At 72.2% G+C, this 22,309-nt stretch carries 22 protein-coding genes; 12 read left to right on the top strand and 10 right to left on the bottom strand.

Annotation, left to right across the window (positions count from 1 at the left end; translation table 11 throughout):
* Nucleotides 1-24: 24 nt before the first annotated feature.
* A complete protein-coding gene (locus ACIA8N_RS19365; protein ID WP_399416726.1) occupies nucleotides 25-210 on the bottom strand; it encodes a DUF6126 family protein in 186 nt (61 codons plus the stop codon).
* A gap of 99 nt (nucleotides 211-309) precedes the next feature.
* Between ACIA8N_RS19365 and ACIA8N_RS19360 the strand changes: the two genes are divergently transcribed.
* Together ACIA8N_RS19360 and ACIA8N_RS19355 are read left to right on the top strand one after the other, a co-directional pair.
* A complete protein-coding gene (locus ACIA8N_RS19360) occupies nucleotides 310-1,389 on the top strand; it encodes an LLM class flavin-dependent oxidoreductase (protein WP_365784270.1) in 1,080 nt (359 codons plus the stop codon).
* A gap of 4 nt (nucleotides 1,390-1,393) precedes the next feature.
* Nucleotides 1,394-2,017 (top strand): FMN reductase, encoded by a 624-nt coding sequence (locus ACIA8N_RS19355; protein ID WP_365784272.1) that lies wholly within the window; start codon nucleotides 1,394-1,396, stop codon nucleotides 2,015-2,017.
* A gap of 22 nt (nucleotides 2,018-2,039) precedes the next feature.
* On the opposite strand, the gene ACIA8N_RS19350 is transcribed toward ACIA8N_RS19355, so the two are convergent.
* The 5 genes from ACIA8N_RS19350 to ACIA8N_RS19330 all read right to left on the bottom strand — a co-directional run bounded on the left by ACIA8N_RS19350 (nucleotide 2,040) and on the right by ACIA8N_RS19330 (nucleotide 7,210).
* Entirely contained in the window at nucleotides 2,040-2,648 is a 609-nt protein-coding gene (locus tag ACIA8N_RS19350; protein ID WP_365784274.1) for a DUF6879 family protein, read from the bottom strand.
* On the bottom strand, nucleotides 2,641-3,867 hold the full coding sequence (locus ACIA8N_RS19345; protein ID WP_365784276.1) for a hypothetical protein: 1,227 nt from the start codon (nucleotides 3,865-3,867) through the stop codon (nucleotides 2,641-2,643). Before ACIA8N_RS19345 ends, ACIA8N_RS19350 begins: the two co-directional genes overlap by 8 nt.
* Before the next feature lie 34 nt (nucleotides 3,868-3,901).
* A complete protein-coding gene (locus ACIA8N_RS19340) occupies nucleotides 3,902-5,053 on the bottom strand; it encodes a ThiF family adenylyltransferase (RefSeq protein ID WP_365784278.1) in 1,152 nt (383 codons plus the stop codon).
* A gap of 271 nt (nucleotides 5,054-5,324) precedes the next feature.
* Nucleotides 5,325-6,191, bottom strand: a complete 867-nt coding sequence (locus ACIA8N_RS19335; protein WP_365784281.1) for an ABC transporter permease — start codon at nucleotides 6,189-6,191, stop codon at nucleotides 5,325-5,327.
* Nucleotides 6,188-7,210, bottom strand: coding sequence for an ATP-binding cassette domain-containing protein (locus ACIA8N_RS19330; RefSeq protein WP_365784283.1), 1,023 nt, complete (start codon nucleotides 7,208-7,210; stop codon nucleotides 6,188-6,190). The genes ACIA8N_RS19335 and ACIA8N_RS19330 overlap by 4 nt, the downstream gene beginning before the upstream one ends.
* Nucleotides 7,211-7,403: 193 nt before the next feature.
* Here ACIA8N_RS19330 and ACIA8N_RS19325 point away from each other — a divergent pair, with 193 nt between their 5' ends.
* Nucleotides 7,404-7,976 carry a hypothetical protein gene (locus ACIA8N_RS19325; protein WP_365784285.1) on the top strand — a complete coding sequence of 191 codons (573 nt, stop codon included), beginning with the start codon at nucleotides 7,404-7,406 and terminating at the stop codon, nucleotides 7,974-7,976.
* Here the strand turns inward: ACIA8N_RS19325 and ACIA8N_RS19320 are convergent.
* Together ACIA8N_RS19320 and ACIA8N_RS19315 are read right to left on the bottom strand one after the other, a co-directional pair.
* Nucleotides 7,934-8,338, bottom strand: a complete 405-nt coding sequence (locus ACIA8N_RS19320) for a hypothetical protein (protein ID WP_365784287.1) — start codon at nucleotides 8,336-8,338, stop codon at nucleotides 7,934-7,936. The two genes, ACIA8N_RS19325 and ACIA8N_RS19320, sit on opposite strands and share 43 nt — an antisense overlap.
* Nucleotides 8,339-8,421: 83 nt before the next feature.
* Nucleotides 8,422-8,868 carry a RidA family protein gene (locus ACIA8N_RS19315; RefSeq protein ID WP_365784289.1) on the bottom strand — a complete coding sequence of 149 codons (447 nt, stop codon included), beginning with the start codon at nucleotides 8,866-8,868 and terminating at the stop codon, nucleotides 8,422-8,424.
* A 174-nt stretch (nucleotides 8,869-9,042) separates the two neighbouring features.
* On the opposite strand from ACIA8N_RS19315, the gene ACIA8N_RS19310 reads away from it, so the two are divergent.
* Nucleotides 9,043-10,200, top strand: coding sequence for a transposase (locus ACIA8N_RS19310; RefSeq protein ID WP_365784291.1), 1,158 nt, complete (start codon nucleotides 9,043-9,045; stop codon nucleotides 10,198-10,200).
* Nucleotides 10,201-10,668: 468 nt separating this feature from the next.
* Here the strand turns inward: ACIA8N_RS19310 and ACIA8N_RS19305 are convergent, their stop codons facing one another.
* Nucleotides 10,669-12,009: a PLP-dependent aminotransferase family protein gene (locus ACIA8N_RS19305; protein WP_365784294.1), complete on the bottom strand. Its 1,341-nt coding sequence runs from the start codon at nucleotides 12,007-12,009 to the stop codon at nucleotides 10,669-10,671.
* A gap of 85 nt (nucleotides 12,010-12,094) precedes the next feature.
* On the opposite strand from ACIA8N_RS19305, the gene ACIA8N_RS19300 reads away from it, so the two are divergent.
* The 8 genes from ACIA8N_RS19300 (at nucleotide 12,095) to ACIA8N_RS19265 (ending at nucleotide 20,118) form a co-directional block, all read left to right on the top strand.
* Complete coding sequence (locus ACIA8N_RS19300; protein WP_365784296.1) at nucleotides 12,095-12,892, top strand: alpha/beta hydrolase; 798 nt, start codon at nucleotides 12,095-12,097, stop codon at nucleotides 12,890-12,892.
* Between the two features lie 37 nt (nucleotides 12,893-12,929).
* Nucleotides 12,930-13,367: a hypothetical protein gene (locus ACIA8N_RS19295; protein ID WP_365784298.1), complete on the top strand. Its 438-nt coding sequence runs from the start codon at nucleotides 12,930-12,932 to the stop codon at nucleotides 13,365-13,367.
* 10 nt (nucleotides 13,368-13,377) lie between these two features.
* Nucleotides 13,378-13,809: a hypothetical protein gene (locus tag ACIA8N_RS19290; RefSeq protein ID WP_365784300.1), complete on the top strand. Its 432-nt coding sequence runs from the start codon at nucleotides 13,378-13,380 to the stop codon at nucleotides 13,807-13,809.
* A 5-nt stretch (nucleotides 13,810-13,814) separates the two neighbouring features.
* Nucleotides 13,815-14,834: an endonuclease/exonuclease/phosphatase family protein gene (locus ACIA8N_RS19285; protein WP_365784302.1), complete on the top strand. Its 1,020-nt coding sequence runs from the start codon at nucleotides 13,815-13,817 to the stop codon at nucleotides 14,832-14,834.
* An 18-nt stretch (nucleotides 14,835-14,852) separates the two neighbouring features.
* A complete protein-coding gene (locus ACIA8N_RS19280; protein WP_365784304.1) occupies nucleotides 14,853-15,089 on the top strand; it encodes a DUF2630 family protein in 237 nt (78 codons plus the stop codon).
* 217 nt (nucleotides 15,090-15,306) lie between these two features.
* Complete coding sequence (locus ACIA8N_RS19275; RefSeq protein WP_365784306.1) at nucleotides 15,307-17,274, top strand: FUSC family protein; 1,968 nt, start codon at nucleotides 15,307-15,309, stop codon at nucleotides 17,272-17,274.
* 217 nt (nucleotides 17,275-17,491) lie between these two features.
* A complete protein-coding gene (locus ACIA8N_RS19270; protein WP_365784308.1) occupies nucleotides 17,492-18,967 on the top strand; it encodes an APC family permease in 1,476 nt (491 codons plus the stop codon).
* A gap of 152 nt (nucleotides 18,968-19,119) precedes the next feature.
* Complete coding sequence (locus tag ACIA8N_RS19265; RefSeq protein ID WP_365784310.1) at nucleotides 19,120-20,118, top strand: hypothetical protein; 999 nt, start codon at nucleotides 19,120-19,122, stop codon at nucleotides 20,116-20,118.
* A 30-nt stretch (nucleotides 20,119-20,148) separates the two neighbouring features.
* Here the strand turns inward: ACIA8N_RS19265 and ACIA8N_RS19260 are convergent, their stop codons facing one another.
* On the bottom strand, nucleotides 20,149-22,206 hold the full coding sequence (locus ACIA8N_RS19260; RefSeq protein WP_365784312.1) for a PhoX family protein: 2,058 nt from the start codon (nucleotides 22,204-22,206) through the stop codon (nucleotides 20,149-20,151).
* Nucleotides 22,207-22,309: the final 103 nt, after the last annotated feature.

Below are 22,309 nucleotides of genomic sequence, written 5' to 3'. Positions count from 1 at the left end.
CTTTACGTGAGCCCGGCACGGACCTTACTTCTGGGCGTTCTGCCCGACGTAGAAGAGGAGCCAGACGAAGCCGGCGAAGGCGTGGGTGGCGAAGACGTAGACGAAGACGCGGAGCATCACGCCCCGCTCCTTCCAGCGTTCGTTGTCGTACGTCCCGTCGGACGTCTTTGCGTACGTCTTGTCGGACGTCTCTTCGTCGCCGGGGGCCATGCGCCCAGGGTACGGCGCGGGAATAGGGCAGGGGGGTGCGCCGTTGGAGCGGATAGTTTACGATTCAACCAACAGCCCCCGAGGCGAGAGGTGAGCACGATGCAGTTCGGGATCTTCACCGTCGGCGACGTGACGACCGACCCCACCACCGGCCGTACCCCGACCGAGCACGAGCGGATCAAGAACACCGTCGCCATCGCGCTCAAGGCGGAGGAGGTCGGCCTCGACGTCTTCGCGACCGGCGAGCACCACAACCCGCCGTTCGTGCCGTCCTCCCCCACCACGCTCCTCGGGCACATCGCCGCCCGCACGGAGAACCTGGTCCTCTCCACGTCCACGACCCTGATCACCACCAACGACCCGGTGAAGATCGCCGAGGACTACGCGACCCTCCAGCACCTCGCCGACGGCCGCGTGGACCTGATGATGGGCCGGGGCAACACCGGCCCGGTCTACCCGTGGTTCGGACAGGACATCCGGCAGGGCATCCCGCTCGCCATCGAGCACTACGCGCTCCTCCACAAGCTGTGGAGGGAGGACGTGGTCGACTGGGAGGGCAAGTTCCGCAGCGCCCTCCAGGGCTTCACCTCCACCCCGCGCCCGCTCGACGGCGTCCCGCCGTTCGTCTGGCACGGCTCCATCCGCTCCCCGGAGATCGCCGAGCAGGCGGCCTACTACGGCGACGGCTTCTTCGCGAACCACATCTTCTGGCCCAAGCACCACACCGAGAAGATGGTCCGCCTCTACCGCCAGCGGTACGCGCACTACGGCCACGGGACGGAGGAGCAGGCCATCGTCGGCCTCGGCGGCCAGGTGTTCATGCGCAAGAACTCGCAGGACGCGGTACGCGACTTCCGCCCGTACTTCGACAACGCGCCCGTCTACGGCCACGGCCCGACCCTGGAGGAGTTCTCCCGCGAGACCCCGCTGACCGTCGGCTCGCCGCAGGAGGTCATCGAGCGCACCCTGTCCTTCCGCGACTACGTGGGCGACTACCAGCGGCAGCTGTTCCTCGTCGACCACGCGGGACTGCCCCTCAAGACGGTCCTGGAGCAGCTCGACATCCTCGGCGAGGAGGTCGTACCCGTGCTGCGCAAGGAGTTCGCGAACCTCCGTCCGGCCGGCGTCCCGGCCACGGCCCCGCTCCACCCCGCCGTCCTCGCCTCCAAGGAGGTCTGACGCCATGCAGACGCTGAAGCTGGTCGCGGTCTCCGCCGGACTCAGCTCCCCCTCCTCCACCCGGCTGCTCGCCGACCGCCTCCTCCAGTCGGCCCGCTACCGGCTGGCCGAGCAGGAGTACGCCGTCGACGTCCAGGTCGTCGAACTGCGTGACCTGGCCGTCGACATCGCGAAGAACTTCGTCACCGGGTTCCCCTCCGCCGCGCTCCAGGAGGCGATCGACACGGTGACGGGCGCCGACGGGGTCATCGCCGTGACCCCGGTCTTCACGGCCTCGTACAGCGGTCTTTTCAAGTCGTTCTTCGACCTGATCGACCCGGCCGCGCTGACCGGCGTCCCGGTCCTCGTCGGTGCGACCGGCGGCACCGCCCGCCACTCGCTCGTCCTGGACCACGCGCTCCGGCCGCTCTTCGCCTACCTGCGGGCCCTCGTCGCCCCGACCGCCGTCTACGCGGCGTCGGAGGACTGGGGCTCGGGCGGCGACGAGTACACAGATGGCCTGCCGTCCCGGATCAACCGGGCCGGAAGCGAGTTCGCGGACATGGTCGCGGCCAGGCCGTCCCGGAACGCCGACGAGGACGAGATCGTCCCCTTCGAGCGGCAGCTGGCGGATCTGCGCCTGGACTGATCAGCTCGCGGCGAGGCCCCGCTCAGACGGCCGGCGCCGCCAGGGGGGCGATCTCGCGGGGGAAGTACGTCGCCAGGTCCTCCCCCTGCGCGTACAGCTCGCGCACGAAGTCACGGGCCCGCGCGACGACGTCCGGCCGGTCGTACCGGGTGGCGCCGTCGGGTACGCCCTCGGGGGTGTAGTCGATGACGTAGACGGACTCGCCGCCGAGGACGCACAGCTCGGGCAGGGGCTCCCCCTGCTCGCGCGGTGCGACCCGTTCCGCGTCGAGGACGGTGACCTGCTCGCCGTAGCCGTTCTTGACGTGCAGGACGTTCAGCTCCCACTGGATGTACGGGGTGACGGGCCGCTCGACGATCCGCGCGCGGTAGACGCCGAAGCCCGACTTCGCAATCCTGCCGTAGTACTCCTCGTACTCCGGCCGCAGCTCCTCGATCAGTCTCAGCGACTCCTCCCATTCGCCCCGGCGGAACGCCTGCCAGCTGGGGAAGTCGCCCTCGTCGTAGGACTGCATCCGCTCCAGCTTCCAGAACCCCTCGGCCCCGATCCGCCAGAAGCGCTCCATGAAGTCGGGTGTGTAGGCGTCCTGTTCGAGCCGGACTCCGTCGACGCCTTCGAACATCTCACGCATACGAGGAGTTCCTCCTTCTCCTGGTGGACCGCCGCGCCCCGATGGTCCTCCACCGGACGACGAGCCAGACGATGTGGACAGCGGCGAAGGCCGCGAGAGTCAGGACGGCGTCGGACACGTCGAGCACGGATCCGGCCGAGCCGAGCCGGTGCCAGGCCCCGCCCACCAGGCGCAGTTCCGCCGGGACGGTGAAGGCCGCGAACCCGGCCAGGCACACCACGGTCCCCACCACGAGGACGACGCTGTAGAGCCGTACCGCGCGCCGCTCCCGGCCCGGCAGGCCACGGCTCGGATCCTCGTCCGCCCGCCGCTTGCGCGTCAGGCGTCCGGCCAGGTGCCGGGCGTAGGCCAGGCCGTCGCCGTAGAGGTCGCGGCATCCGGTGAGGTCCTGGAGGACGAAGTAGACGTCGGTCCGCATGAACACCATGAGCTGGAAGGTGAGCGGCAGCAGCGCCCACAGCACCGTCGCGGCGAGCAGCCGGTGTGCCGTCGTGCCGGGAGAGGTGAGGGCGAGCAGCAGCACGGCCAGGGAGGCGAGGGAGAGGTTGACCCCGATGCCGGCGAGGTACGCGGTGAGGCGGTGGCGCCGGGGGGCGAGTTCGATGCCGCTGATGTCGGTCTGCATGACGAGGAACTGCAGCCGTGTACCGAAGCCGATCCTGCCGGGAACGCCCGCAGCCCTCGCCACGGCGAGGTGCGCGAGCTCGTGCACGAGGACGATCGACCAGCCGGCGATGAGCCCGCCCGCCACCACCAGGGTTCCGTACGGGCTCCACAGCAGGTCACGGTAGGTGGGCGTCAGCCCGGGGCGGGCGACGAGCACCGCGACGGCGGCGAGGAACAGGGCCGCCGGGAACCAGGGGACCAGGGGATGCAGCAGGAAGGCGACGTGGCCTGGGCGCAGCCTCGGGAGGCTCGCGGGACGCACCGGGGCGGACGGGACGGTCCGCCCGTCGACCTCCGCCACGAAGCCGAGCGCCAGCAGGTCGCGCACGAACTCCGCGATGTCGAGTTCCTCCCCGGTCCTCGCGTGCAGCCGCGACTGTGCCGAGGCGACACTCGCGCCCTGCTCCAGGAGGTCGAGCGCCGCCACGCCCTGGGCGGGGAGCGCCACGAACACCCGCGTCTCGCGGCGGCCCACGATCCACTCGGAGCCGTCCGCGCGCCTGCTCAGCGGATGCAGCAGCACCCGGGATCCGGGCCCGACGGGAACCTCCACGGCTCCGCCCCCCTCGCCCCGGCCCCCGGTCATCTCACGCACCGCCGCAGACGCGGCAGTCGGGCCGCCGGAGGACGGGCTCAAGGCCGGGCTCGCCGGGGAGCATGAGGTTGAACTCGATCCGGAACCCGGGAGGGAGCGCGGGCACACCGGTGAGGGCCGCGATGGCCGCGTACACGAAGAGCGCGCCCGCGAGGGAGGCCGTGACGGCGTTCACCGGGCTCCAGGGCATCCGGGGCGACACCGTGTCCTCGTCCTCGCCGGGAGGCAGACCGAGGTCGCGGGAGGCCGCCTGGGTGACCCGGTGGCACTCCAGGCAGCCGCTGCTGCCGGGCGTGTAGAGGCCGGTGGTGACCAGGGGACCTCGGTAACCCCCGTCGACCCACGGGGTGTTCGTCCGTAGACAGGCCCGGTTGGCCCAGGAGCGCAGGGCGGCCGGGCGGTCGGCGCTCAGTACCAGGAGGTCGTACGCGGCGCCGTCCGCCGTCCCGGCGCGCAGGAGCCGTACGAGGTCGTCGGTGCCGCGCACCTCGCCTGCCTCTCCGGTCACCGTGACGTCGGAGTTCAGGGCCCGTAAGGACTCCAGGGCCGCGTCCACCTTGCCCCGGCCGATGTCCCGCTCGCGGTAGAGGACCTGGCGGTTGAGGTTGGAGAGTTCGACGACGTCGGGGTCGACGCAGTGCAGCCGTCCCACGCCGGAGGCCACCAGGCCCTGGGCCGCGATCCCGCCGGCGCCGCCCAGGCCGATCAGCAGGACGCGCGCGCGGGCGAGGGCGAGCTGCAGGTCCCAGCTGTTCGTCCGGGGCGAGGAGTCCATCCAGCGGAGCAGCGGCACGCCCCGCCCGTAGCGGACCCTCTCCCGCTCGGACAGCTCCCCGGGCACGGTCGCCGCCGCGTCCTGGAGGAATCCGGCCCGCCGCAGGTCGGCCATCGCCCGGAGGACGTCGTCCTCGTCGGGGGCCGGGTGCGCCCCGGCGACCTCGGCGGCGATCCGGTGGGCGTCGCGGGTCCCGTCCATCGCCTGGACCAGTGCCCAGACCCAGCCTTCGGGGTCCTCGATCTCCGCGCCTATGCCGTGCACGACGCTTCCGATGCGCACGTGCCCGTCGACCGTCCGGTAGGGGCGGTGCTCGGGCTTGACGCACGGCCGCACGAGATCGGCGGCCGTGTCGCTTCGCTCTGGCACCGTCCTCAACTCCCGAAGGCTGAAACGCAGTTGCCCTCACACGTCACCGTGGCAACGTTGGCATGCTAGCGCCACACCCACGTCGAGGAGGCAGAAATGGCCATCAAGATCACCATACGCCCGCTGGACAAGAAGGAAACGACCAGCGACAGCAACGGCACGAGCAACTAGGACTTCACGGGCAGCCCCGCCTCCCGGCACACCCCGACCGGTCGAAGGGGAGGCGCGTCGGGAGGATCCGGGCGGGCCGTGCGGTGCTCCTCGCGAGGCCCTACTTGCGGTTGTAGAGGCGCATCGTGACCGCGCCGAAGACCGCCACCAGGGCGACCGACCAGCCCAGCGACCAGGCGATGTCCGTCGCCGGCCAGTTTCCGGCCATCAGTTCGCGGACCGACGTGGCCAGGTGGGTCACCGGGCTGTTGTTGACGAAGGCCTGCAGCCAGCCCGGCATGGTCTTCGGGTCGACGAAGACGTTCGACAGGAACGTCAGCGGGAAGATCACCATCATCGAGACGCCCATGACGGACTTCTCGCTGCGCAGCAGCAGGCCGAACATCGTCCAGACCCACGAGAACGAGAACGCGAAGACGAGGAGCAGGGCGACGCCGAGGAGGACGCCCACCACCCCGCCGTCCGGCCGGTAGCCGATGATCATGCCGACCGTCAGCATCACGGCCGAGGCGATCAGATAGCGCACGACGTCGCCGAGGAGGTAGCCGACCATCGGCGCGGGCCGCCAGATCGGCAGCGTGCGGAAGCGGTCGAAGACGCCCTTCTCGATGTCGGTGTTGACCGAGATGCCCGTGTACATCGTGATCATCACGACGCTCATCACGAGGATGCCCGGCAGCAGGAACTGGATGTACGACGAGACCGATCCGGCCAGCGCGCCTCCGAAGAGGTACGTGTACATCAGCACCATCATGATCGGGAAGGCCGTCACGTCGAACAGCTGCTCCGGCACGTGCTTGATCTTGAGCATGGCCCGCCAGCCGAAGGTCAGCGACGCGGACAGCGCGCTGGGGCGCGGGGGACGCTCGTGGCCGACGAGGAGGGCCGCCAGGTCCTCCGCCCTGGGCGCCTCGAACGCGAGGGCGTCGGTCTGCCGGGGATCCTTGCCGGTGGTGACGGTGGTCATGCCGTCGTTCCCTTCCGGTCGGGGTTCGGGGGCGGGGTGCCGTCCGCGCGGTCCGTGCCGTCCGCCGGTCTGTCGGTCAGGGCCAGGAACACCTCGTCGAGGCTGGGCTGGCCGAGCCCGAAGCTGTCGACGGTGATCCCGGCCCTCGCCAGCTCCGCCAGCGCCCGCGCGGCCTGCTCGGCGGCGCCGAGGTCCGTTCCGTGGCCGTCGACGGTGGCGGTGAGCGCCACGGGGTCCGGTTCGAGCGTGACGGACGCGTTCAGCGCGGCCTGCAGGACCCGTTCGGCCTCCCGGCGCCGCTCCGGGTCCCGGAGCCGTACGTGCACCGAGCCCGAGCCGACGGACGCCTTCAGCTCGCCCTTCGTGCCTTCCGCGATCACCTTGCCGTGGTCGATGACGGCGATGCGGGACGCCAGCTGGTCCGCCTCGTCCAGGTACTGGGTGGTGAGGAGGACGGTGGTGCCCTGGGCGACGACCGCGCGGACGATGTCCCAGACCTGGTTGCGGCTGCGCGGGTCGAGGCCGGTCGTCGGTTCGTCGAGGAACAGCAGGTCGGGGGTGTTGAGGATGGACGCGGCGATGTCGATGCGGCGCCGCATGCCTCCCGAGTAGTTCTTGATCTGCTTGTCGGCCGCCTCCGCGAGCCCGAAGGCGGTGAGCAGCTGCGCGGAGCGCTCGCGGGCGGCCGGCCTGCTGTGGCCGAGGAGCCGGCCGAGCAGGACGAGGTTCTCGGTGCCGGTCAGGTCCTCGTCGACGGAGGCGTACTGACCGGTGAGGCTCACCCGGCCGCGCACGCTGTCGGCGTCCTTGACGACGTCCTTGCCGAAGACGCGGGCCCGGCCGCCGTCGGGTCTGAGGAGGGTGGCGAGCATCTTGACGGCGGTGGTCTTGCCGGCGCCGTTGGGTCCGAGGACGCCGTACACGGTCCCCGCGGGGACGCGCAGGTCGACGCCGTCGACGGCGCGGTTCGTACCGAAGACCTTGACCAGGCCCTCGGTCTCGATGGCGAGGTCGGTCATGTCGGTCACACCTTTCCCCTCCGGGGTGCGGGAGAAGAGAGCACGCTCGCTCCTGTCAGTCTCCGTCGCCCGGCCTCGTACCGCCAGAGCACGGAGGACCCTCCCCGGCTGACCCCCGCTCCCCCGTCCGGCGGAGGAGGACCGGCCCCCGGGGCGACGTCCCGGCCCGCCCGGTGGCGGGACGCTGGGCCGCATGATGAGAATCCGATCCCTTCCGGACGTGCCCCGCTGGGCCGTGCTCGCCGCTCACGCCGTCCCCCTGGCCACCCTCCCGTCCGGCCTGTGGCGGCTCGCGCTCGTCGCCGGTCTCCCGGTCACGCAGGACGCCGAACTCGGTGCGATGTCCGCCGGCGAGTCCGTGTACGTGGTCTCCCTCAGCGTGGTGTCCGAGCTGCTCGCCCTGCTCACCCTGGGCCTGGTCCGCTCCTGGGGCGAGGTCTTCCCCCGGTGGCTGCCGTTCCTCGGCGGGCGCCGGGTGAACCCGGCCGCCGCGACGGGCGCCGCCTTCGCGGGGGTGGCGGGGCTGTGCGCCTTCGCCGGATGGGGCGTGTACGCCTCGTACGCGGACCTGGGGCCGGGCATCCCGGCCACTGGGGCCCAGGACGCCTTGCTGATCGCCTGCTACGCGCCCCTGGCGGCGTGGCCGGTGCTGCTCGCCGCCGTGGCGGCCGTCTACTACCGGCGGCGGCGCCACGGCGGGAAGCGCGAGGGCGGCGGCGGGCGTCAGTACGGCGCGGGGCGGCCGGCCGCGTCCTCGTGGGTGTAGAAGCTGTAGTAGGCGGCGGCGCCCGCCACCACGGCGAAGGCGAGGCCGAGCCCGCTCGACGACAGGACGCTGGCGTCGGACAGGCTGAAGAGGAACCCGACCGCGACGCCCGTCAGGGTGCCCCAGGCGGCGGCCCGCAGCTCGCGGGGCAGGACCCGGCCGTATCGGCGGAGCACGTAGATCCCGCCGGCGAGGACGGCGGCGGAGATGAGCCCGAGCCACAGCTGCCCCAGGGTGGCGGGGCCGCCGTGGCGGGCGACGGTCGTCGCGTAGAGGCCGTAGAGGACGCCGAAGATGACGGGGAGCCCCCAGCCGTGCGTATTGATCTGGCGCCGGACGGGTACCGCTGCGTGTGCCGCCATGGCAGGAGCTCCTTCGTCTCTCGCCCCCCTGCTGCTTCCCGCACCCTCCAGGGCACACCCGCGCCCGGCGCCCCGCAAGTGGATCAGGCGGCGGGCCGTACGGCGACGGCGTCGATCTCGAAGAGCATCCCCGGCAGGGCGAGCGCCGCGACCCCGCTGAGGGTCTGCGCGGGCAGCCGCTCGCCGAAGTGGTCGTGCAGGGCCTTGCCGAGGACCTCCAGCCTGGCCATGTCGTGCTCGACGATGTACGTGCCGAGGCGGACGACGTGGTGGAGGCCGAGGCCGACGCCCTCAAGGGCGAGCCGCAGGTTCGTCAGGGAGAGCTCGACCTGGGCGGCGAAGTCGCCGGGGACGGGGGCGCCGGTGGCGTCGGAGGCGTACTGGCCGCCGATGAAGACGAGTTCACCGGGCGCGGCCACGGCGTGGCTGTAGCCGAAGGGGGTGGGGTCGTGGAGGGTGCCGGGGTTGGTGATGGTGCGGTGGTCGGCGGATCCTTGGAGGGCGGTGGAGGTCGTCTGGGCTGCGGTCATGACTCATCGTTCCTTCCGGAAGGTTCAGCCGGAACCAACAAGAAAGCCCTGGGCTTTCATGCCCGGGAGGAATCACCTCTCTGGCGCACATAGCCAGCATGGCCTGCTCGCAGCGGCTCAACTTCAGTGTTTGCCCCCCAGTTTGGCCACATAGCGTGATGTTACGATTACGTTGTGAAGATCGTGACTCGGGTGAAGCTGATGCCGGAGGCCGACCAGGCCGTCGCGCTTCTCGCGACCCTGCGTGCGGTCAATGAGGCCGCGTGCTGGGTATCCGATGTGGCGTTCGAGCGTGGTGTCCCACGTGAGTACGAGCTGCGCAAGCACACCTACGACGCGTTGAAGGCGCGCGGGCTGGGGGCACAGGTCGCCCAGCACGTCATCAAGAAGACCCGGGACGCCTACACGGCGTTGAAGGCGAACATCCGCGCCGGGAACCTGGGCAGGCCGGGGTCGAAGCGGAGGGTCAAGGCGGAGTCCAAGCCGATCGCGTTCCGCCCGGAGGCCGCGCATCCGTACGACGACCGTTGCCTTTCCTGGCAGTACGACGCTCGCACGGTATCGATCTGGACGACCGCCGGACGGCTCAGAGGCGTCCGCTTCGTCTGCTCCGAGGACGCGCTGACGATGCTCCGCGAGCACCGTAAGGGCGAGTCCGACCTGATCGAACGCGACGGCACGTTCTACCTGATCGCCGTCTGCGACATCCCCGAGGCAGAACCGTACGAGCCCGACGGGTTCATCGGCGTCGACCTCGGGATCACCAACATCGCCACCGCCTCAACCGGCTACCGGGCGGCCGGGCGCGGCCTGAACCGCTACCGGAAACGACAGCTCGCCCTGCGGAAGAAGCTCCAGGCCAAGGGCACCAAGTCAGCCAAGCGCCTGCTCAAGAGGCGCTCCCGCAAGGAAGCCCGGCACACCGCCAACGTCAACCACATCATTTCGAAGAACATTGTCACCACCGCTGAACGCACCGGCTCCGGTATCGCCCTGGAAGACCTCACGGGCATCCGCGGCCGGGTACGGCTCCGCAAGGACCAGCGGACCACCCTGCACTCCTGGAGCTTCCACCAGCTCGCCGCCTTCGTCGAGTACAAGGCCAAGCGGGCCGGGGTGCCGCTGGTGTACGTCGATCCGGCGTACACCAGTCGGCAGTGCTCCGCGTGCGGTCACATCGACCGGCGCAACCGTGTCGATCAAGCGACATTCGCGTGCCGGTCCTGCGGGGCCCTCATGCACGCGGACGACAACGCGTCCCACAACATCGGCCGTAAGGGCGAGGCTGTGTGGATTGCGGGGCGTGAGTCACGCGTCCCAGCCACCCCGTAGCGGGTGTCCGGACAGAGGAGCCAACCCGACAGCCAGCCGGACGCTACCTCCAAGCCCTACCCTTCAGGCCGGGCCAAGTTGACGCAGCTGTGCAGCCCTCCACGCCACCCATCCAGGTCAGTTATGTGACATTTACGGCTATACGCGCACCCTCGGCCATGCACACTCCGGCTCGCTTCCGATGAAGGGAAGTTCTGCGCCCACCCCTTCTGCAAACAGCGTCGGTGGTGTTATGACGTACGCGGCCGCCGCCGGACAGGCGAACAACCTTCCGGTGGGGAACCGATCGCCCAGGGTGGCATCGTCTTCGACGACACGGGCCCGTCCCCCGGGCGGCGATGAGGACGTCTACCTCTCGGGCAGCCCCGGCACGAACCGTCCCTTAGGCGGCACCGGAAGCAACACCCTGTGCCAGCAGCCCGGGTTCGAGGGGTCCACGGCCCCCTCAGCACTCCCCCGGCAACGCGTTCACGCCCACCTCTCCGCCGCCAGCTCCGCGAGCCGGGCGAGCGCCCCGTCCAGGACCGCGTGGGGCGGGGAGGCGAGGCCGATCCGGATCGCGTCGGGGGCCGGGGCCGTGCCCGTGCCCACCGCGAAGGCGCTGCCCGGTGTGACCGCCACGCCCGCGCGCGCGGCGGCTGCCGCCGTGAAGGTCTCCGCCCGCCAGGGCGCGGGCAGTTCCCACCAGCAGTAGTAGGCGTGCGGGGAGGTCCTGAGGGCGTGCCCCGCGAGCCGTCGCAGGACCAGGGCGTGCCGGGCCTCCGCGTCCGCCCGCTTGGCGGCGACCACCTCGGCGACGGTGCCGTCGCCGGTCCAGCGGGTCGCGGCGGCGAGCGCGAGGCCGCCCGCCGTCCAGGCGCCGGAGCGCAGGGCCTCCGCCGCCGCCGTACGCAGCCGGCCGGGCACGACGAGGTAGCCGACCGTCAGGCCGGGGGAGAGCCGCTTGGAGAGGCTGTCGACGAGGAGGACCCGCTCGGGGGCGTGCGCGGCGAGCGGGGCGGGCGCGTCCGGCACGAGGAAGGCCCAGGTGGTGTCCTCGACGGCCGTGAGGTCCAGGCTCCGCAGCGCTTCGGCCAGTTCGGCCCGGCGTCCTTCGCCTGCGGTCGAGGAGGTCGGGTTGTGCAGGGTCGGCTGGAGGTAGACGGCGGCGAGGGGCGCGGCCCTGTGCGCCGCGCGGAGGGCCTCGGGACGGACGCCCTCGGCGTCCAGGGCGAGCGGCACGAGCCGGATTCCGAGCCGTTCGGCGACCGCCTTGACCAGGGGGTACGTGAGCGCCTCGACGCCGAGCCGGCCGCCGGGCGGGACGAGCGTGGAGAGCGCGGCGGCGATGGCCTGCCGGCCGTTGCCCGCGAACAGCACGCGCGCGGGATCGGGGGCCCAGCCCGGCCGCGCGAGCAGGGACACCGCCGCCTCCCGGGCCTCCGGCGTGCCGGTGGCGGCGGCCGGCCGGGAGACGGCCCCGGCGAGTACGTCGGGCCGGGCGAGGGCCGCGAGCGCGCGGGCCGTCAGCTCCGACTGGCCCTCGGCCGTCGGGTAGTTGAGCTGGAGGTCGACGGGTGCGGTGCCGGTCGCCTCGGCGAGCGCGGGCCCCGGCAGCGGGGGCGCGGCGCGGACGAAGGTGCCGCGCCCGACCTCCCCGACGGCCACACCGCGGCGCGCGAGTTCCCCGTACACGCGGATGGCCGTCGAGTTCGCGATCCGGTGGCGGCGGGCGAAGACCCGCTGCGGCGGCAGCCGGTCACCGGGCTTGAGCCGCCCGTCCCGTACGGCCGCCTCGACGCGGTCCGCGATCCGCCGGTACTCCTCCATCCCTGCCCCGTCCCATTCGCCTTCATTGCACCGAGAGCATTGCATTCTATTGCACCGAGCAGGAGCCCGTCCCTAGCCTCCGACCATGGACTTCGCACGGATCGACGACCACCTGACCGCCTACGAGGACCGCGGCTCCGGCCGGTCGCTCCTCCTCGTCCACGGCCACCCGTTCGACCACACCATGTGGCGGCCCCAGATCGAGCGCTTCTCCCTCACCCACCGGGTGATCGCCCCCGACCTGCGCGGATACGGCGCCACACCCCTCGGCGCCACGACCGGCTCCACCGGCCTCGGCGTCTTCGCCGAGGACCTCGCCGGCCTCCTCGCCCACCTGGAGATCGACGACTGCGTCGTCGTCGGCCTGTCCATGGGCGGCCAGATCGCCATGGAGCTCCTGCGCCGCCACCCGGACCGCGTCCGGGGCCTCGTCCTCGCCGACACCTTCCCCGCCGCCGAGACCGACGAGGGCAAGGCCGCCCGCAACGCCATGGCGGACCGGCTGCTGCGGGAGGGCATGCGGGGGTACGCCGACGAGGTCCTGGACCGGATGGTCGCCCCGTACAACACCCACGCCGCGCCCCACGTCCACCGCATGATGTGCTCGACCGACCCGGCCGGCGCCGCCGCCGCGCTGCGCGGCCGGGCCGAGCGGCCCGACTACCGCGAGACGCTCACCACCGCCGCCGTGCCGGCGCTCGTCGTGGTCGGCAGGGACGACACGTACACCCCGGTCGCGGACGCCGAGGAGATGCACGCGCTGCTCCCCGACTCCACGCTCGCAGTGATCGAACGGGCCGCGCACCTGCCCAACCTGGAAAGGCCCGAGGAGTTCGACGCCGTACTCGACTCCTACCTCCGCTCACTCGTTCGGCCCAGTTGAAAGTTCGCCAACGTGCGAACGCTCCGACGATGGGCTCATGAGCCAGAACACCGCACCACGCGATCCGCGCACCACGCCGAGCGCCTCCGGCGCCTGGGCCTCCGGCGGCACCCTCTTCGCCGGCGTCCTCATGCTGGTCACCGGCTTCATGGACGTCTTCCAGGGCATCGCAGGCATCGCCGAGGACGACGTCTACACCCGCGTCGGCGACTACGTCTTCAAGTTCGACCTCACCACCTGGGGCTGGATCCACCTGATCCTCGGCGTCATCCTCGCCGTCGCCGGATTCGGCATCCTCAGGGGCGCCGAGTGGGGCCGGGTCGCCGGTATCGCACTGGCCTCCCTCAACGTCCTCTTCCAGTTCCTCTTCCTGCCCTACCAGCCGTGGTGGGCGCTCTTCTCCATGGCCATCTCGATCTTCGTGATCTGGGCCCTGGCCACGGACGACGCCTACGGCCGCGACAAGACGTTCTGAGGCCGGGGCCATGAGACGCACCACGGCAGCAGCTCTGGCCCTCGCCGCGGCCACGGCCCTCACCCTCACCGGGTGCGACGCCGCCCAGGAGAAGGCGGGTGACGTCTTCTCCTCCGCGACCGCCGCCGTCGCCTCGGCCGCCGAGGAGAAGATGAACGAGGTCAAGGACGGGGTGAACGCCGGCGGCGACGTCGAAGCCGGCCCGACGAGCACCGACGGGGACCGCACGGTCGCCGAGATCACCGCGACCAACCCGAAGGACACCGCCGCCGACTACACGGTCATGGTCAACTTCCGTGACGCGGAGGGGAATTTCCTCGACTCGGTCGTCCTGAACATCGGCGGCGTCGAACCAGGAGCCTCCAAGTCCGGTACGGCACGCAGCAATCGGACCCTCACGGGCGCCACCAAGGCGGAGATCTCCCAGGCCCTGCGACACTGAAGGGCGTGGACCGAGCCCTCACAGCCGAGCCCGTGCCGAGCACCGCACCGGCGGCCCCCGAAGCGCCGCCCCTCCGGCCCAGGCACCGCCTCACCGCCTGGGCCGCAGGGCTGCTCCTGATCGTCCCCGCCATGGTCAGCGGCGGCCGCCTGCTCGACACGGACGGCGTCACGCCCCTCCCGCAGCTGCTCGCCCTGCTGCCCTGGTTCGCCGTGCCCGCCGCGCTCGCGGTGCTCCTCGCCGCCGTGGCCCGGCGCCGCGGCCTCGCCTTCACGGCCGTCCTCGTCCTCACCTCCGTCGGCTGGGCCTCCGTGCCGCACATGCCGCAGCTCGTCACCTCCTACGGCCTGCCCCTCGCCCAGGTCCGGGTGCTCGCCGCCAACGTCGAGTTCGGCCAGGCCACCGGGGCGCTGACCGACACGATCCGGCGCGAGCGCCCCCAGCTGGTGTTCGTCTCCGAATGCGACCGCGCGTGCGGGCGCGCCCTCGGCGACGCCTTCGCCGCCGAACTCCCCCACCGGGCCTCGGTGGACGCCGACGGCTCCGTCGGCTCGGTGCTCCTGAGCGCCTACCCGCTGACCGACGAACGGGTCGTCCCCGCGATCATGGGCATGCCCGGCGCCACCGCCGAGATCGCCGGAGTGCCCGTACGCCTCCAGCTCGCCCACCCGCTGCCGCCTCTGCCGGACCAGGTGGACGTGTGGAAGCGGGAACTCGGCCGGATCGAGGAGGACGCCCGGCAGCGCACCGGCCCCCTCCTGGTCGCCGGGGACTTCAACGCCTCCCAGGACCACGCCGCCTTCCGCTCGATCCTGGACACCGGCCACCTCAGGGACGCCTCCCGCGTCGCGAACGCCGGCCGCACCCCGACCTGGCCCATGGAAGGGCCGCTTCCGCCGTTCGTCCAGATCGACCATGTCCTGATCAGCAGCGACTTCAGCGTCCGGGGCATCCGCTTCCTCGACCTCGCGGGCTCCGACCACCGGGCCGTCCTCACCGATCTCGACCTGCGCGGCGAGCGCTGATCGGCCACGCTGGAAGGCATGGACAACGAGGAGATCCTGGACGACATCGGCGCCCTCGTCGAGGAGGAGCGCACCCTGCGGCAGCGCACCGGCGGCCTCCTCCCGGAGGAACGGGCCCGCCTCGCCGAGCTGGAGGTACGCCTCGACCAGTGCTGGGACCTGCTGCGCCAGCGCCGCGCGAAGGCCGAATTCGGCGAGGACCCGGACACGGCGGCCCTCCGCCCGGCCGCCGAGGTCGAGTCCTACCGCAACTGAGCCCGATCCGGACGACGGGCCTCACGCCCACGTGCCGGGGCGCGAGGAGATCACCCGCGCACCGACCGACACCGAAGCTCCCGGACGCTGCGACGTGAGCCGACGCACCGAAGCTCCCGGACGCTGCGACGTGAGCCGGACGCACCGAAGCTCCCGGACGCTGCGACGTGAGCCGGACGCACCGAAGCTCCCTTCGGCGGCGACGTAAGTTGGTCGCATGGCACGCCCCGCAGGCCCCGTACGGCTCTCCCCGCCCGCCTGGCTCACCGCCGGGCTCAAGCCCGCCCCCACCCCCGTCCCCTGGGCCGCCGTGCTCCGCGCCTCCGTCGCGCTCTCGACGCCGCTCGCCGTGGGGCTCGCGGCGGGGCAGCCGGCGTACGGGGCGCTCGTCTCGATGGGCGCCCTTTCCGGGGTCATCGGCGACACCGCCGACGCCTACCGGATGCGCGTCTTCAACATCGCCGTGCCGCAGCTGTTCGGGGCGATCGGCGTCACCCTCGGGACCCTGGTCTTCGGCCACGGCTGGCTCGCGGTCGCCGCGCTCACCCTCGTCGCGCTCGTCTCCGGGATGATCTCCTCGATCGGCGCCGTCGCCTCCGTGTCCGGGCTGCTCCTGCTCCTCAACGCCGTCGTCGGCGCCGGCCTGCCCATGCCCGACCCCTGGTGGAAGGCGCCGCTCCTCCTCACCCTCGGCGGGCTCTTCGTCCTCGTCCTCACGCTGCTCGGCTGGCCCCTGCGCCGCGCCGCGCCGGAACGATCCGCCGTCGCCGCGACCTACCGGGCCGTCGCCGACCTCTACGAGGCCACCGGCACCGCCGCGTACGACGACAAGCGGCACGCCGTCACCGCCTCGCTCAACCAGTCGTACGACCTGATCCTGGCCCACCGGGCCCGCCAGCACGGCCGCGCGTCCGCCCTGGTCCGGCTCCTCGCGCAGCTGAACGTCGTCATCCCGCTCGCCGAGGCCGCCCCCGCCGCCCATCTGCGCGCCCAGCTGTACGGCCCGCTGTCCCCCGCGATCCCGGCGGCCGTACGGGAACTCGCGGACGCCGTCGAGGAGGGCCGCACCGGAACCCCCGTACTGGACCTGCCGACGCCCGAGCGGCCCGCCGAGAAGGCCGTCGACCACGCCCTGCGGCACGCCGCGACCGTCGTGCACAAGGCGGAACCCGACCCGTACAACGTCGACGACCGGCTCGGCCGGCCCGCCGCGCTGCGGGTCAGGGTCCGCCGGGCCACCCGCGCCGTGCTGTTCTCCGAGGCGTCCTGGCGCTACGGCCTGCGGCTCGCACTCTGCATCGGCCTCGCCCAGGCCCTGGTCTCGCTGATCGCCGTGCCCCGCTCGTACTGGGTCGCGCTCACCGTCACGTTCGTCATGAAGCCCGACTTCGGCTCGGTCTTCTCCCGGGCGGTGCTGCGCGCCTTCGGCACCGCCCTCGGGCTGCTCCTCGCCGCGCTCGTCCTCGCCGAGGTGCCGCGCGGCTGGTGGGACGTGCCCGTGATGTGCGTCCTCGCCGCCCTCGTCCCGGCCTTCTCCGCGAAGGGGTACGCCTTCCAGACGGCGGCCATCACCCCGGTGATCCTGCTGCTCTCCGACACCCTCAACCAGGAGGGTTTCAACCTGGTCATGCCCCGCCTGTACGACTCCCTCATCGGCTGCGGCATCGCGCTGATCGCCGGCTACCTGCTCTGGCCCGAGTCCTGGCACACCCGGATCGGGGACAAGCTCGCCGACGCCGTCGCGGACGCGGCCGCCTATGTGGCCTGCGCCTTCAGAGGAGACGCCGAGGCGCACGGAGGCGACGGCGGCGCACGGCTGCGGTCCCGGCGGAAGCTGTACCGCGATCTGTCCGGCGTCCGCTCGGAGTTCCAGCGCGCGCTGACCGAACCGCCGCCCACCGGCGCCCGCGCCGCCGCCTGGTGGCCGCTCGTCGTCGCCGTGGAGCGGATCGTGGACGCGACGACGGCCGCCAGGATCCGGGTCGACCACGGCGCCCCGGCCCCCGACCCGGCGGAGGTCGTGTCCGTGGAGCGCGAGCTGCGCGAACTGTCGGCCGGGATCCGGGAGTCCGACATCCTCGTGGAGGTCCGCACGGAGCTGCCCGGCGACGAGAACGGAGTCCTCGAACCGCTCCGCCAGGAGGTCCGCGCGGCCCGCGCCATCGCGGGTCCCGACCTGCGGTAAACCTCCGCCCGGGGGCGTACGGGCGGACTTACCGGCGGTCACGGAGCGGAACCCTCCCCACCGCCGTTACCGAAGCTCATCCGGGCGACTACTATGCGCTCGATTCACCTCGATTCACCGTGATCCGCGCCCGCCGCCGTCGGCAATCGGCCCGGCGGACGGGCCACTTCGCCCTGCCACCGCACCGCCTCACCTCTCGCGCCCCGAGGACCCCGCCATGCGCACCACCACGAACAGAGGGCTCCAGCCCAATGTCCTCGGCACCTTCGACACGATCGTGATGGCCGTCGCCGGCAGCGCCCCCGCCTATTCGCTGGCCGCGACCACCGCCGTGCTCTTCGGCGCCGTCGGGTTCGGGGGTCCGGCGGCCCTGCTGTACTGCGCGATACCGATGTTCGGGATCGTCCTCGCGTACGCCCGCCTCGGCCGGATCGACGTCAACGCCGGTGCCGGCTACTCCTGGGTGGGCCGAACCCTCCACCCGTTCCTCGGCTTCCTCTCCGGCTGGGCGCTGGTCTTCGCCGCCACCGTCTTCATGGTGGCCGGTTCGCTGCCCGCCGGGTCCCTCACGCTCTCCCTGATCGACCCCGATCTCGCCGACGACACCCCGCTCGCGACCGCCGTCGGTGCCGCCTGGTTCCTGCTGATCCTGCTCGTCGTCCTGGGCGGCGCCCGGCTCACCGTGCGGGCCCAGCTGATCATGTCCGGCGTCGAGATGCTGATCCTGATCGGGTTCGTCCTTGCGGCCGTGGCGCACCGGGGCCGGGCCACCGCCTTCGACTGGTCCTGGTTCGGCCTCGGCCAGTTCGACGGGCCGCAGGGCTTCGCCGCCGGCGCGCTGATCGCCGCGTTCTACTACTGGGGCTGGGACGTCACCAGCAACCTCAGCGAGGAGACCCGGAACAGCCGCCGCACCGCAGGGCTCGCGGCGCTCGTCGGCGTCGGCTTCGTCTTCGTCCTCTTCGAGGCCTTCACGGTCGCCGTGAACGTGCTGCTGACCGCCGAGGAGATCCGTACCGCGGGACCGAACGTCCTCGCCGTCCTCGGCCAGGAGATCTGGCCCGGCGTCGGCGGCAAGCTCCTCGTCGTGGCCGTCGTCCTGTCGACCGTCGCCACCCTGGAGACCACCCTCCTCCAGGTCACCCGCTCGCTCTTCGCGATGGGCCGCGACCGGACCATGCCGGCCGCGCTCGGCGCCGTGCACCACCGCTGGAACACGCCGTGGGTCGCCATCGCCGCCGTCGGCGGCGCCGCGCTCCTGATGTTCGCGGCAGCGGCGGCGGCCGGCTCCGTGCAGCAGATCCTCAGCGACGCGGTCTCCGCGATCGGACTGCAGATCGCGTTCTACTACGGCCTCGCGGGCATCGCCGCGGTCGTCGCGTACAAGTCGGTCCTCTTCCGCTCCGTACGCAACCTGGTCCTCGGCGGCCTGTGGCCGCTGCTCGGCTCCGCGTTCATGCTCTGGGCGTTCGTCGAATCGCTCGGCGAACTCTCCACCACCGCCCTCGCGATCGGCCTCGGCGGCCTCCTCGTCGGTGTCGTCCCGCTGGTCGTGTACTGGCGGAAGGGCAGCGACTACTACCGCCCCGCCCGCCTGGACGCGGTCCGGGCGATGGCGGCGACGGAGGAATGGGGCCCGGCCGCACGCCCGCGCACGGGCACGAGCGACAAGAGCTACGCGACGGACTTCTGAGCCGCTCCCTCCGGAGCACCGGACCCCGCGACGCCCGACCGAGACCGAACACCTCCCCGCCCCCGCCCCCTCCCCCCGACCCCGACCTCCGAGCGAAACCGAGCCCCTCCCCCGCGACTTCTGACGGCAGCCGAACCCGAAGGAGGCCACCGATGGCCGTACGCCGACGCTCCGCGCGCTCCGCGCGCACTCCGCGTCCGGAACGCTTCGTGCCCGACTTCGACCCGGACTTCGGGGACCGCGCGCTGACCGAGGCCCGCCACGACATCGTCATCGGCCGCTGGCAGGGCGTACGGGACCTGCTCGCCGCCACCGGCGACGACTGGGCCCGCCGCACGCACCGGGTACGGCTCCTCTCGCACGCCGCGGCGGGCAGTTCCACCGTGGAGACCTGGCGGGCCGCCGAGCCCGGCAACCCGGACGCGGCCGTACTGCGGGCCGCGACCGAGGTGGTACGGGTCTTCGACGCGGCCATCGCGGCCGGCCGGGGCGCCGCCGTGGAGCGGGGCCGCGTCGACGCCGCCGTCGACGCCTGCCGGGGCGCGGCCGACGCCGCCCCGGCCGACCCCATGCCGTGGGTGTCGCTGCTGTCGGTGGCGAGGCTGTACGAGGGCGGGGTGCCGCGCCGTGAACTGCGGCACTGGTTCGACGAGCTGCGGCGCCGGGACCCGTACAACACGGAGGGCCACATCCAGGTTTTGCGCTACTGGTCGGCGCGGTGGCACGGGACGCACGGCAGCATGTACGACTTCGCCCGCGACGCGGCGGGAGTGGCTCCGCCCGGCTCGCCGCTGCCGGTCCTGGTGCAGGTGGCGCGGGTCGAGGAGTACCGGTACATCGCGGACGGGGCACTCGGCCGGGGCCCCGTGCGCGGCTTCGACCAGCACTGGAAGCACGAGCTAGCGGTGACGGAGCTGCGCCGTACGCACGCGCGGTGGATCGGCGGCAGGGACCCGGGGGAACCGGTCGCGCCGGAGGAGGTCGGCGACCTCAACTTCCTGGCGCACGCCGCCTGCTACGCGGGGCAGGTGGAGATCGCCCGGGAGGTGCTCGGGATGCTGGGCACGCGGGCGGCGTGGGTGCCGTGGGCGTACACGGGGGAACCGGCGGAGCAGTTCACACGGTTCAGGGAGGGCCTGGGGGTGGAGTAGGAACCCACCCCCAGGCCCGCCCCGGTGTCATCAGACGCCGATGTCGCGGCCGTCCTCGCGCCACACGGAGACGACCGAGGGGCGGACGATCTTGCCGGGTCCGTCGGGCCACTGGGACATCGGGTTCTCGACGGAGGCGCCGTCGAGCTCGCCCGGGTGCTGCACGGCCACCAGGACACGGCGGTCCTGGATGATCGGGCCGCAGGTCTCGGCGCCCTTCGGCACGGTCAGGAACTGCTTCAGCTCACCGCGGCGCTCGCCCTGGGTGGCGACGCCGAACAGGCCGTCGTGCGAGCCGAGCTGGTTGCCGTCGGTGGAGATCCACAGGTTGCCGTGCGGGTCGAAGGCCACGTTGTCGGGGCAGGAGATCGGGGAGACCTTCTCCTTGGGGTAGCCGGCGAAGTAGGTGGCCGGGTCGTTCGGGTCGCCCGCGACGAGGAAGAGGCGCCAGGCGAAGCCGTCGGAGGACGGGTCGTCCCAGTGCTCGGCCAGTTCGAGGATCTGCCCGTGCTTGTTGAGGTTGCGCGGGTTGGCCTCGTCGGCGCCCGGGTTGGTGCCCTTGCCGCGGTTCGAGTTGTTGGTGAGCGCGACGTAGACGCGGCCGGAGCGCGGGGACGGCTCGACGTCCTCGGGGCGGTCCATCTTGGTGGCGCCGACCTTGTCACCGGCGAGGCGGGTGAAGACGTACACCTCTTCGGCGGTCATGCCGGGCACGTGCGAGACGTCGCCGGTGGCGAGCGGGATCCACACGCCGGAGCCGTCGAACTCACCGTCGTTGGGGAGCTTGCCGGTGCCGTCGATCTCGGCGGCCGGGGAGTCGCCGGTCAGCTTGGCGACGTACAGGGTGCCCTCGTCGAGCAGGGTGAGGTTGTGCTCGCGGGCGGCGCGCGAGCCGCCCTTCTTCATCCGCTTGCTCGACACGAACTTGTAGAAGTAGTCGAACCGCTCGTCGTCGCCCATGTAGACGACCGGGCGGCCGTCGGCGGTGAGGCGGGGCTGCGCGGCCTCGTGCTTGAAGCGGCCGAGCGCGGTGCGCTTGCGGGGCGTGGAGTCGGGGTCGTACGGGTCGAGCTCGACGACCCAGCCCTGGCGGTGCACCTCGTTGGGCTCCTGGCGCAGGTCGAAGCGCTTGTCGAACCGCTCCCACTTGCGCTCGGAGGCGCCGGTGCCGATCCCGTACCGCTTGTCGGTCGGCGACGAGCCGTACGCGAAGTACTGGTTGAAGTTCTCCTCGCCGTGGAGGGTGGTGCCCCACGGGGTGGTGCCGCCGGCGCAGTTGTTGAGGGTGCCGAGGACGGTACGCCCCTCGGGGTCGGCGGAGGTCTTGAGCAGGTCGCCACCGGCGGCGGGCCCGGTCAGCTCGAACTCGCTGGTGGTGTGCAGGCGCCGGTTGAGGTGGTGGCGGGTGACCGGCGTCAGCTTGCCGGAGCGGTGCTCCTCCTGGACGACGACGACCGAGAGGCCGTGCGCGGCCCAGGCGATCTCGACCTGCTCGCGGGTCGGGTTCTCGGAGTCGTAACCCCGGAACATGAGCACCTCGTCGGTGTACTCGTGGTTCGCGACGAGGACCTGGCGGCCGTGCTCCCCGCGCAGCGGCAGCAGGGAGAGGAAGTCGTTGTTGTAGCCGAACTGGCCGGCCTGGGCCTTGGCGGTCTGCTTCTCGGCGTCGAAGGCGGGGGCGCCGCGGAGGATGGGCTCGCCCCAGCGGATGACCACGTTGTGCGCGTAGCCGTCGGGGACGGTGACGGCGTCGGCGGTGTTGGGCGCGACGGGCGCGAAGCGGAGGCCGCGGGCGCCGTCGGTCTTCACCTTGCCCGGCTTCTGCGGCCTCTCCGCCAGGGCCACCGCCTCCGGCGCGTTCCCGAGGACGACGGCACCTCCGGCGGCGGAGGCGACGGTCACGACGGCGGCGGCGCGGAGGGCGGAACGGCGCGACAGGACACCGGCTATGACGTCGCCGACGTACTCGTTGTCGCTGGTGTTGGGCACCTCGTGGAAGCAGGCGTCACCGCACCGGAATCGGCAGGTGAGAGCGGAACGGCCGCCTCCGTGGGGGTTCGTGCTCAGGAGCGGCAGCAGTTTGCGCACTTCGTCCTCCTCCGGCGCACACTGCGCCGACATGCTGTCGGGATACCTACGGCGGCGACGCTATGTGCGTAGATCTGCACGCGAACGGCGGCGGAGTGAACGC

It is taken from the genome of Streptomyces sp. NPDC051822 (genome assembly GCF_044452745.1).
Taxonomy (GTDB): Bacteria; Actinomycetota; Actinomycetes; order Streptomycetales; family Streptomycetaceae; genus Streptomyces.
This window is presented reverse-complemented; position numbering and strand designations above follow the sequence as displayed.

What these genes read in the sequence shown, in the direction of transcription:
- ACIA8N_RS19365 (WP_399416726.1), bottom strand. Translation starts at nt 210, where the DNA reads ATGGCCCCCGGCGACGAAGAGACGTCCGACAAGACGTACGCAAAGACG.
- ACIA8N_RS19360 (WP_365784270.1), top strand. Translation starts at nt 310, where the DNA reads ATGCAGTTCGGGATCTTCACCGTCGGCGACGTGACGACCGACCCCACC.
- ACIA8N_RS19355 (WP_365784272.1), top strand. Translation starts at nt 1,394, where the DNA reads ATGCAGACGCTGAAGCTGGTCGCGGTCTCCGCCGGACTCAGCTCCCCC.
- ACIA8N_RS19350 (WP_365784274.1), bottom strand. Translation starts at nt 2,648, where the DNA reads ATGCGTGAGATGTTCGAAGGCGTCGACGGAGTCCGGCTCGAACAGGAC.
- ACIA8N_RS19335 (WP_365784281.1), bottom strand. Translation starts at nt 6,191, where the DNA reads ATGACCACCGTCACCACCGGCAAGGATCCCCGGCAGACCGACGCCCTC.
- ACIA8N_RS19330 (WP_365784283.1), bottom strand. Translation starts at nt 7,210, where the DNA reads ATGACCGACCTCGCCATCGAGACCGAGGGCCTGGTCAAGGTCTTCGGT.
- ACIA8N_RS19325 (WP_365784285.1), top strand. Translation starts at nt 7,404, where the DNA reads ATGATGAGAATCCGATCCCTTCCGGACGTGCCCCGCTGGGCCGTGCTC.
- ACIA8N_RS19320 (WP_365784287.1), bottom strand. Translation starts at nt 8,338, where the DNA reads ATGGCGGCACACGCAGCGGTACCCGTCCGGCGCCAGATCAATACGCAC.
- ACIA8N_RS19315 (WP_365784289.1), bottom strand. Translation starts at nt 8,868, where the DNA reads ATGACCGCAGCCCAGACGACCTCCACCGCCCTCCAAGGATCCGCCGAC.
- ACIA8N_RS19305 (WP_365784294.1), bottom strand. Translation starts at nt 12,009, where the DNA reads ATGGAGGAGTACCGGCGGATCGCGGACCGCGTCGAGGCGGCCGTACGG.
- ACIA8N_RS19300 (WP_365784296.1), top strand. Translation starts at nt 12,095, where the DNA reads ATGGACTTCGCACGGATCGACGACCACCTGACCGCCTACGAGGACCGC.
- ACIA8N_RS19295 (WP_365784298.1), top strand. Translation starts at nt 12,930, where the DNA reads ATGAGCCAGAACACCGCACCACGCGATCCGCGCACCACGCCGAGCGCC.
- ACIA8N_RS19290 (WP_365784300.1), top strand. Translation starts at nt 13,378, where the DNA reads ATGAGACGCACCACGGCAGCAGCTCTGGCCCTCGCCGCGGCCACGGCC.
- ACIA8N_RS19280 (WP_365784304.1), top strand. Translation starts at nt 14,853, where the DNA reads ATGGACAACGAGGAGATCCTGGACGACATCGGCGCCCTCGTCGAGGAG.
- ACIA8N_RS19275 (WP_365784306.1), top strand. Translation starts at nt 15,307, where the DNA reads ATGGCACGCCCCGCAGGCCCCGTACGGCTCTCCCCGCCCGCCTGGCTC.
- ACIA8N_RS19270 (WP_365784308.1), top strand. Translation starts at nt 17,492, where the DNA reads ATGCGCACCACCACGAACAGAGGGCTCCAGCCCAATGTCCTCGGCACC.
- ACIA8N_RS19265 (WP_365784310.1), top strand. Translation starts at nt 19,120, where the DNA reads ATGGCCGTACGCCGACGCTCCGCGCGCTCCGCGCGCACTCCGCGTCCG.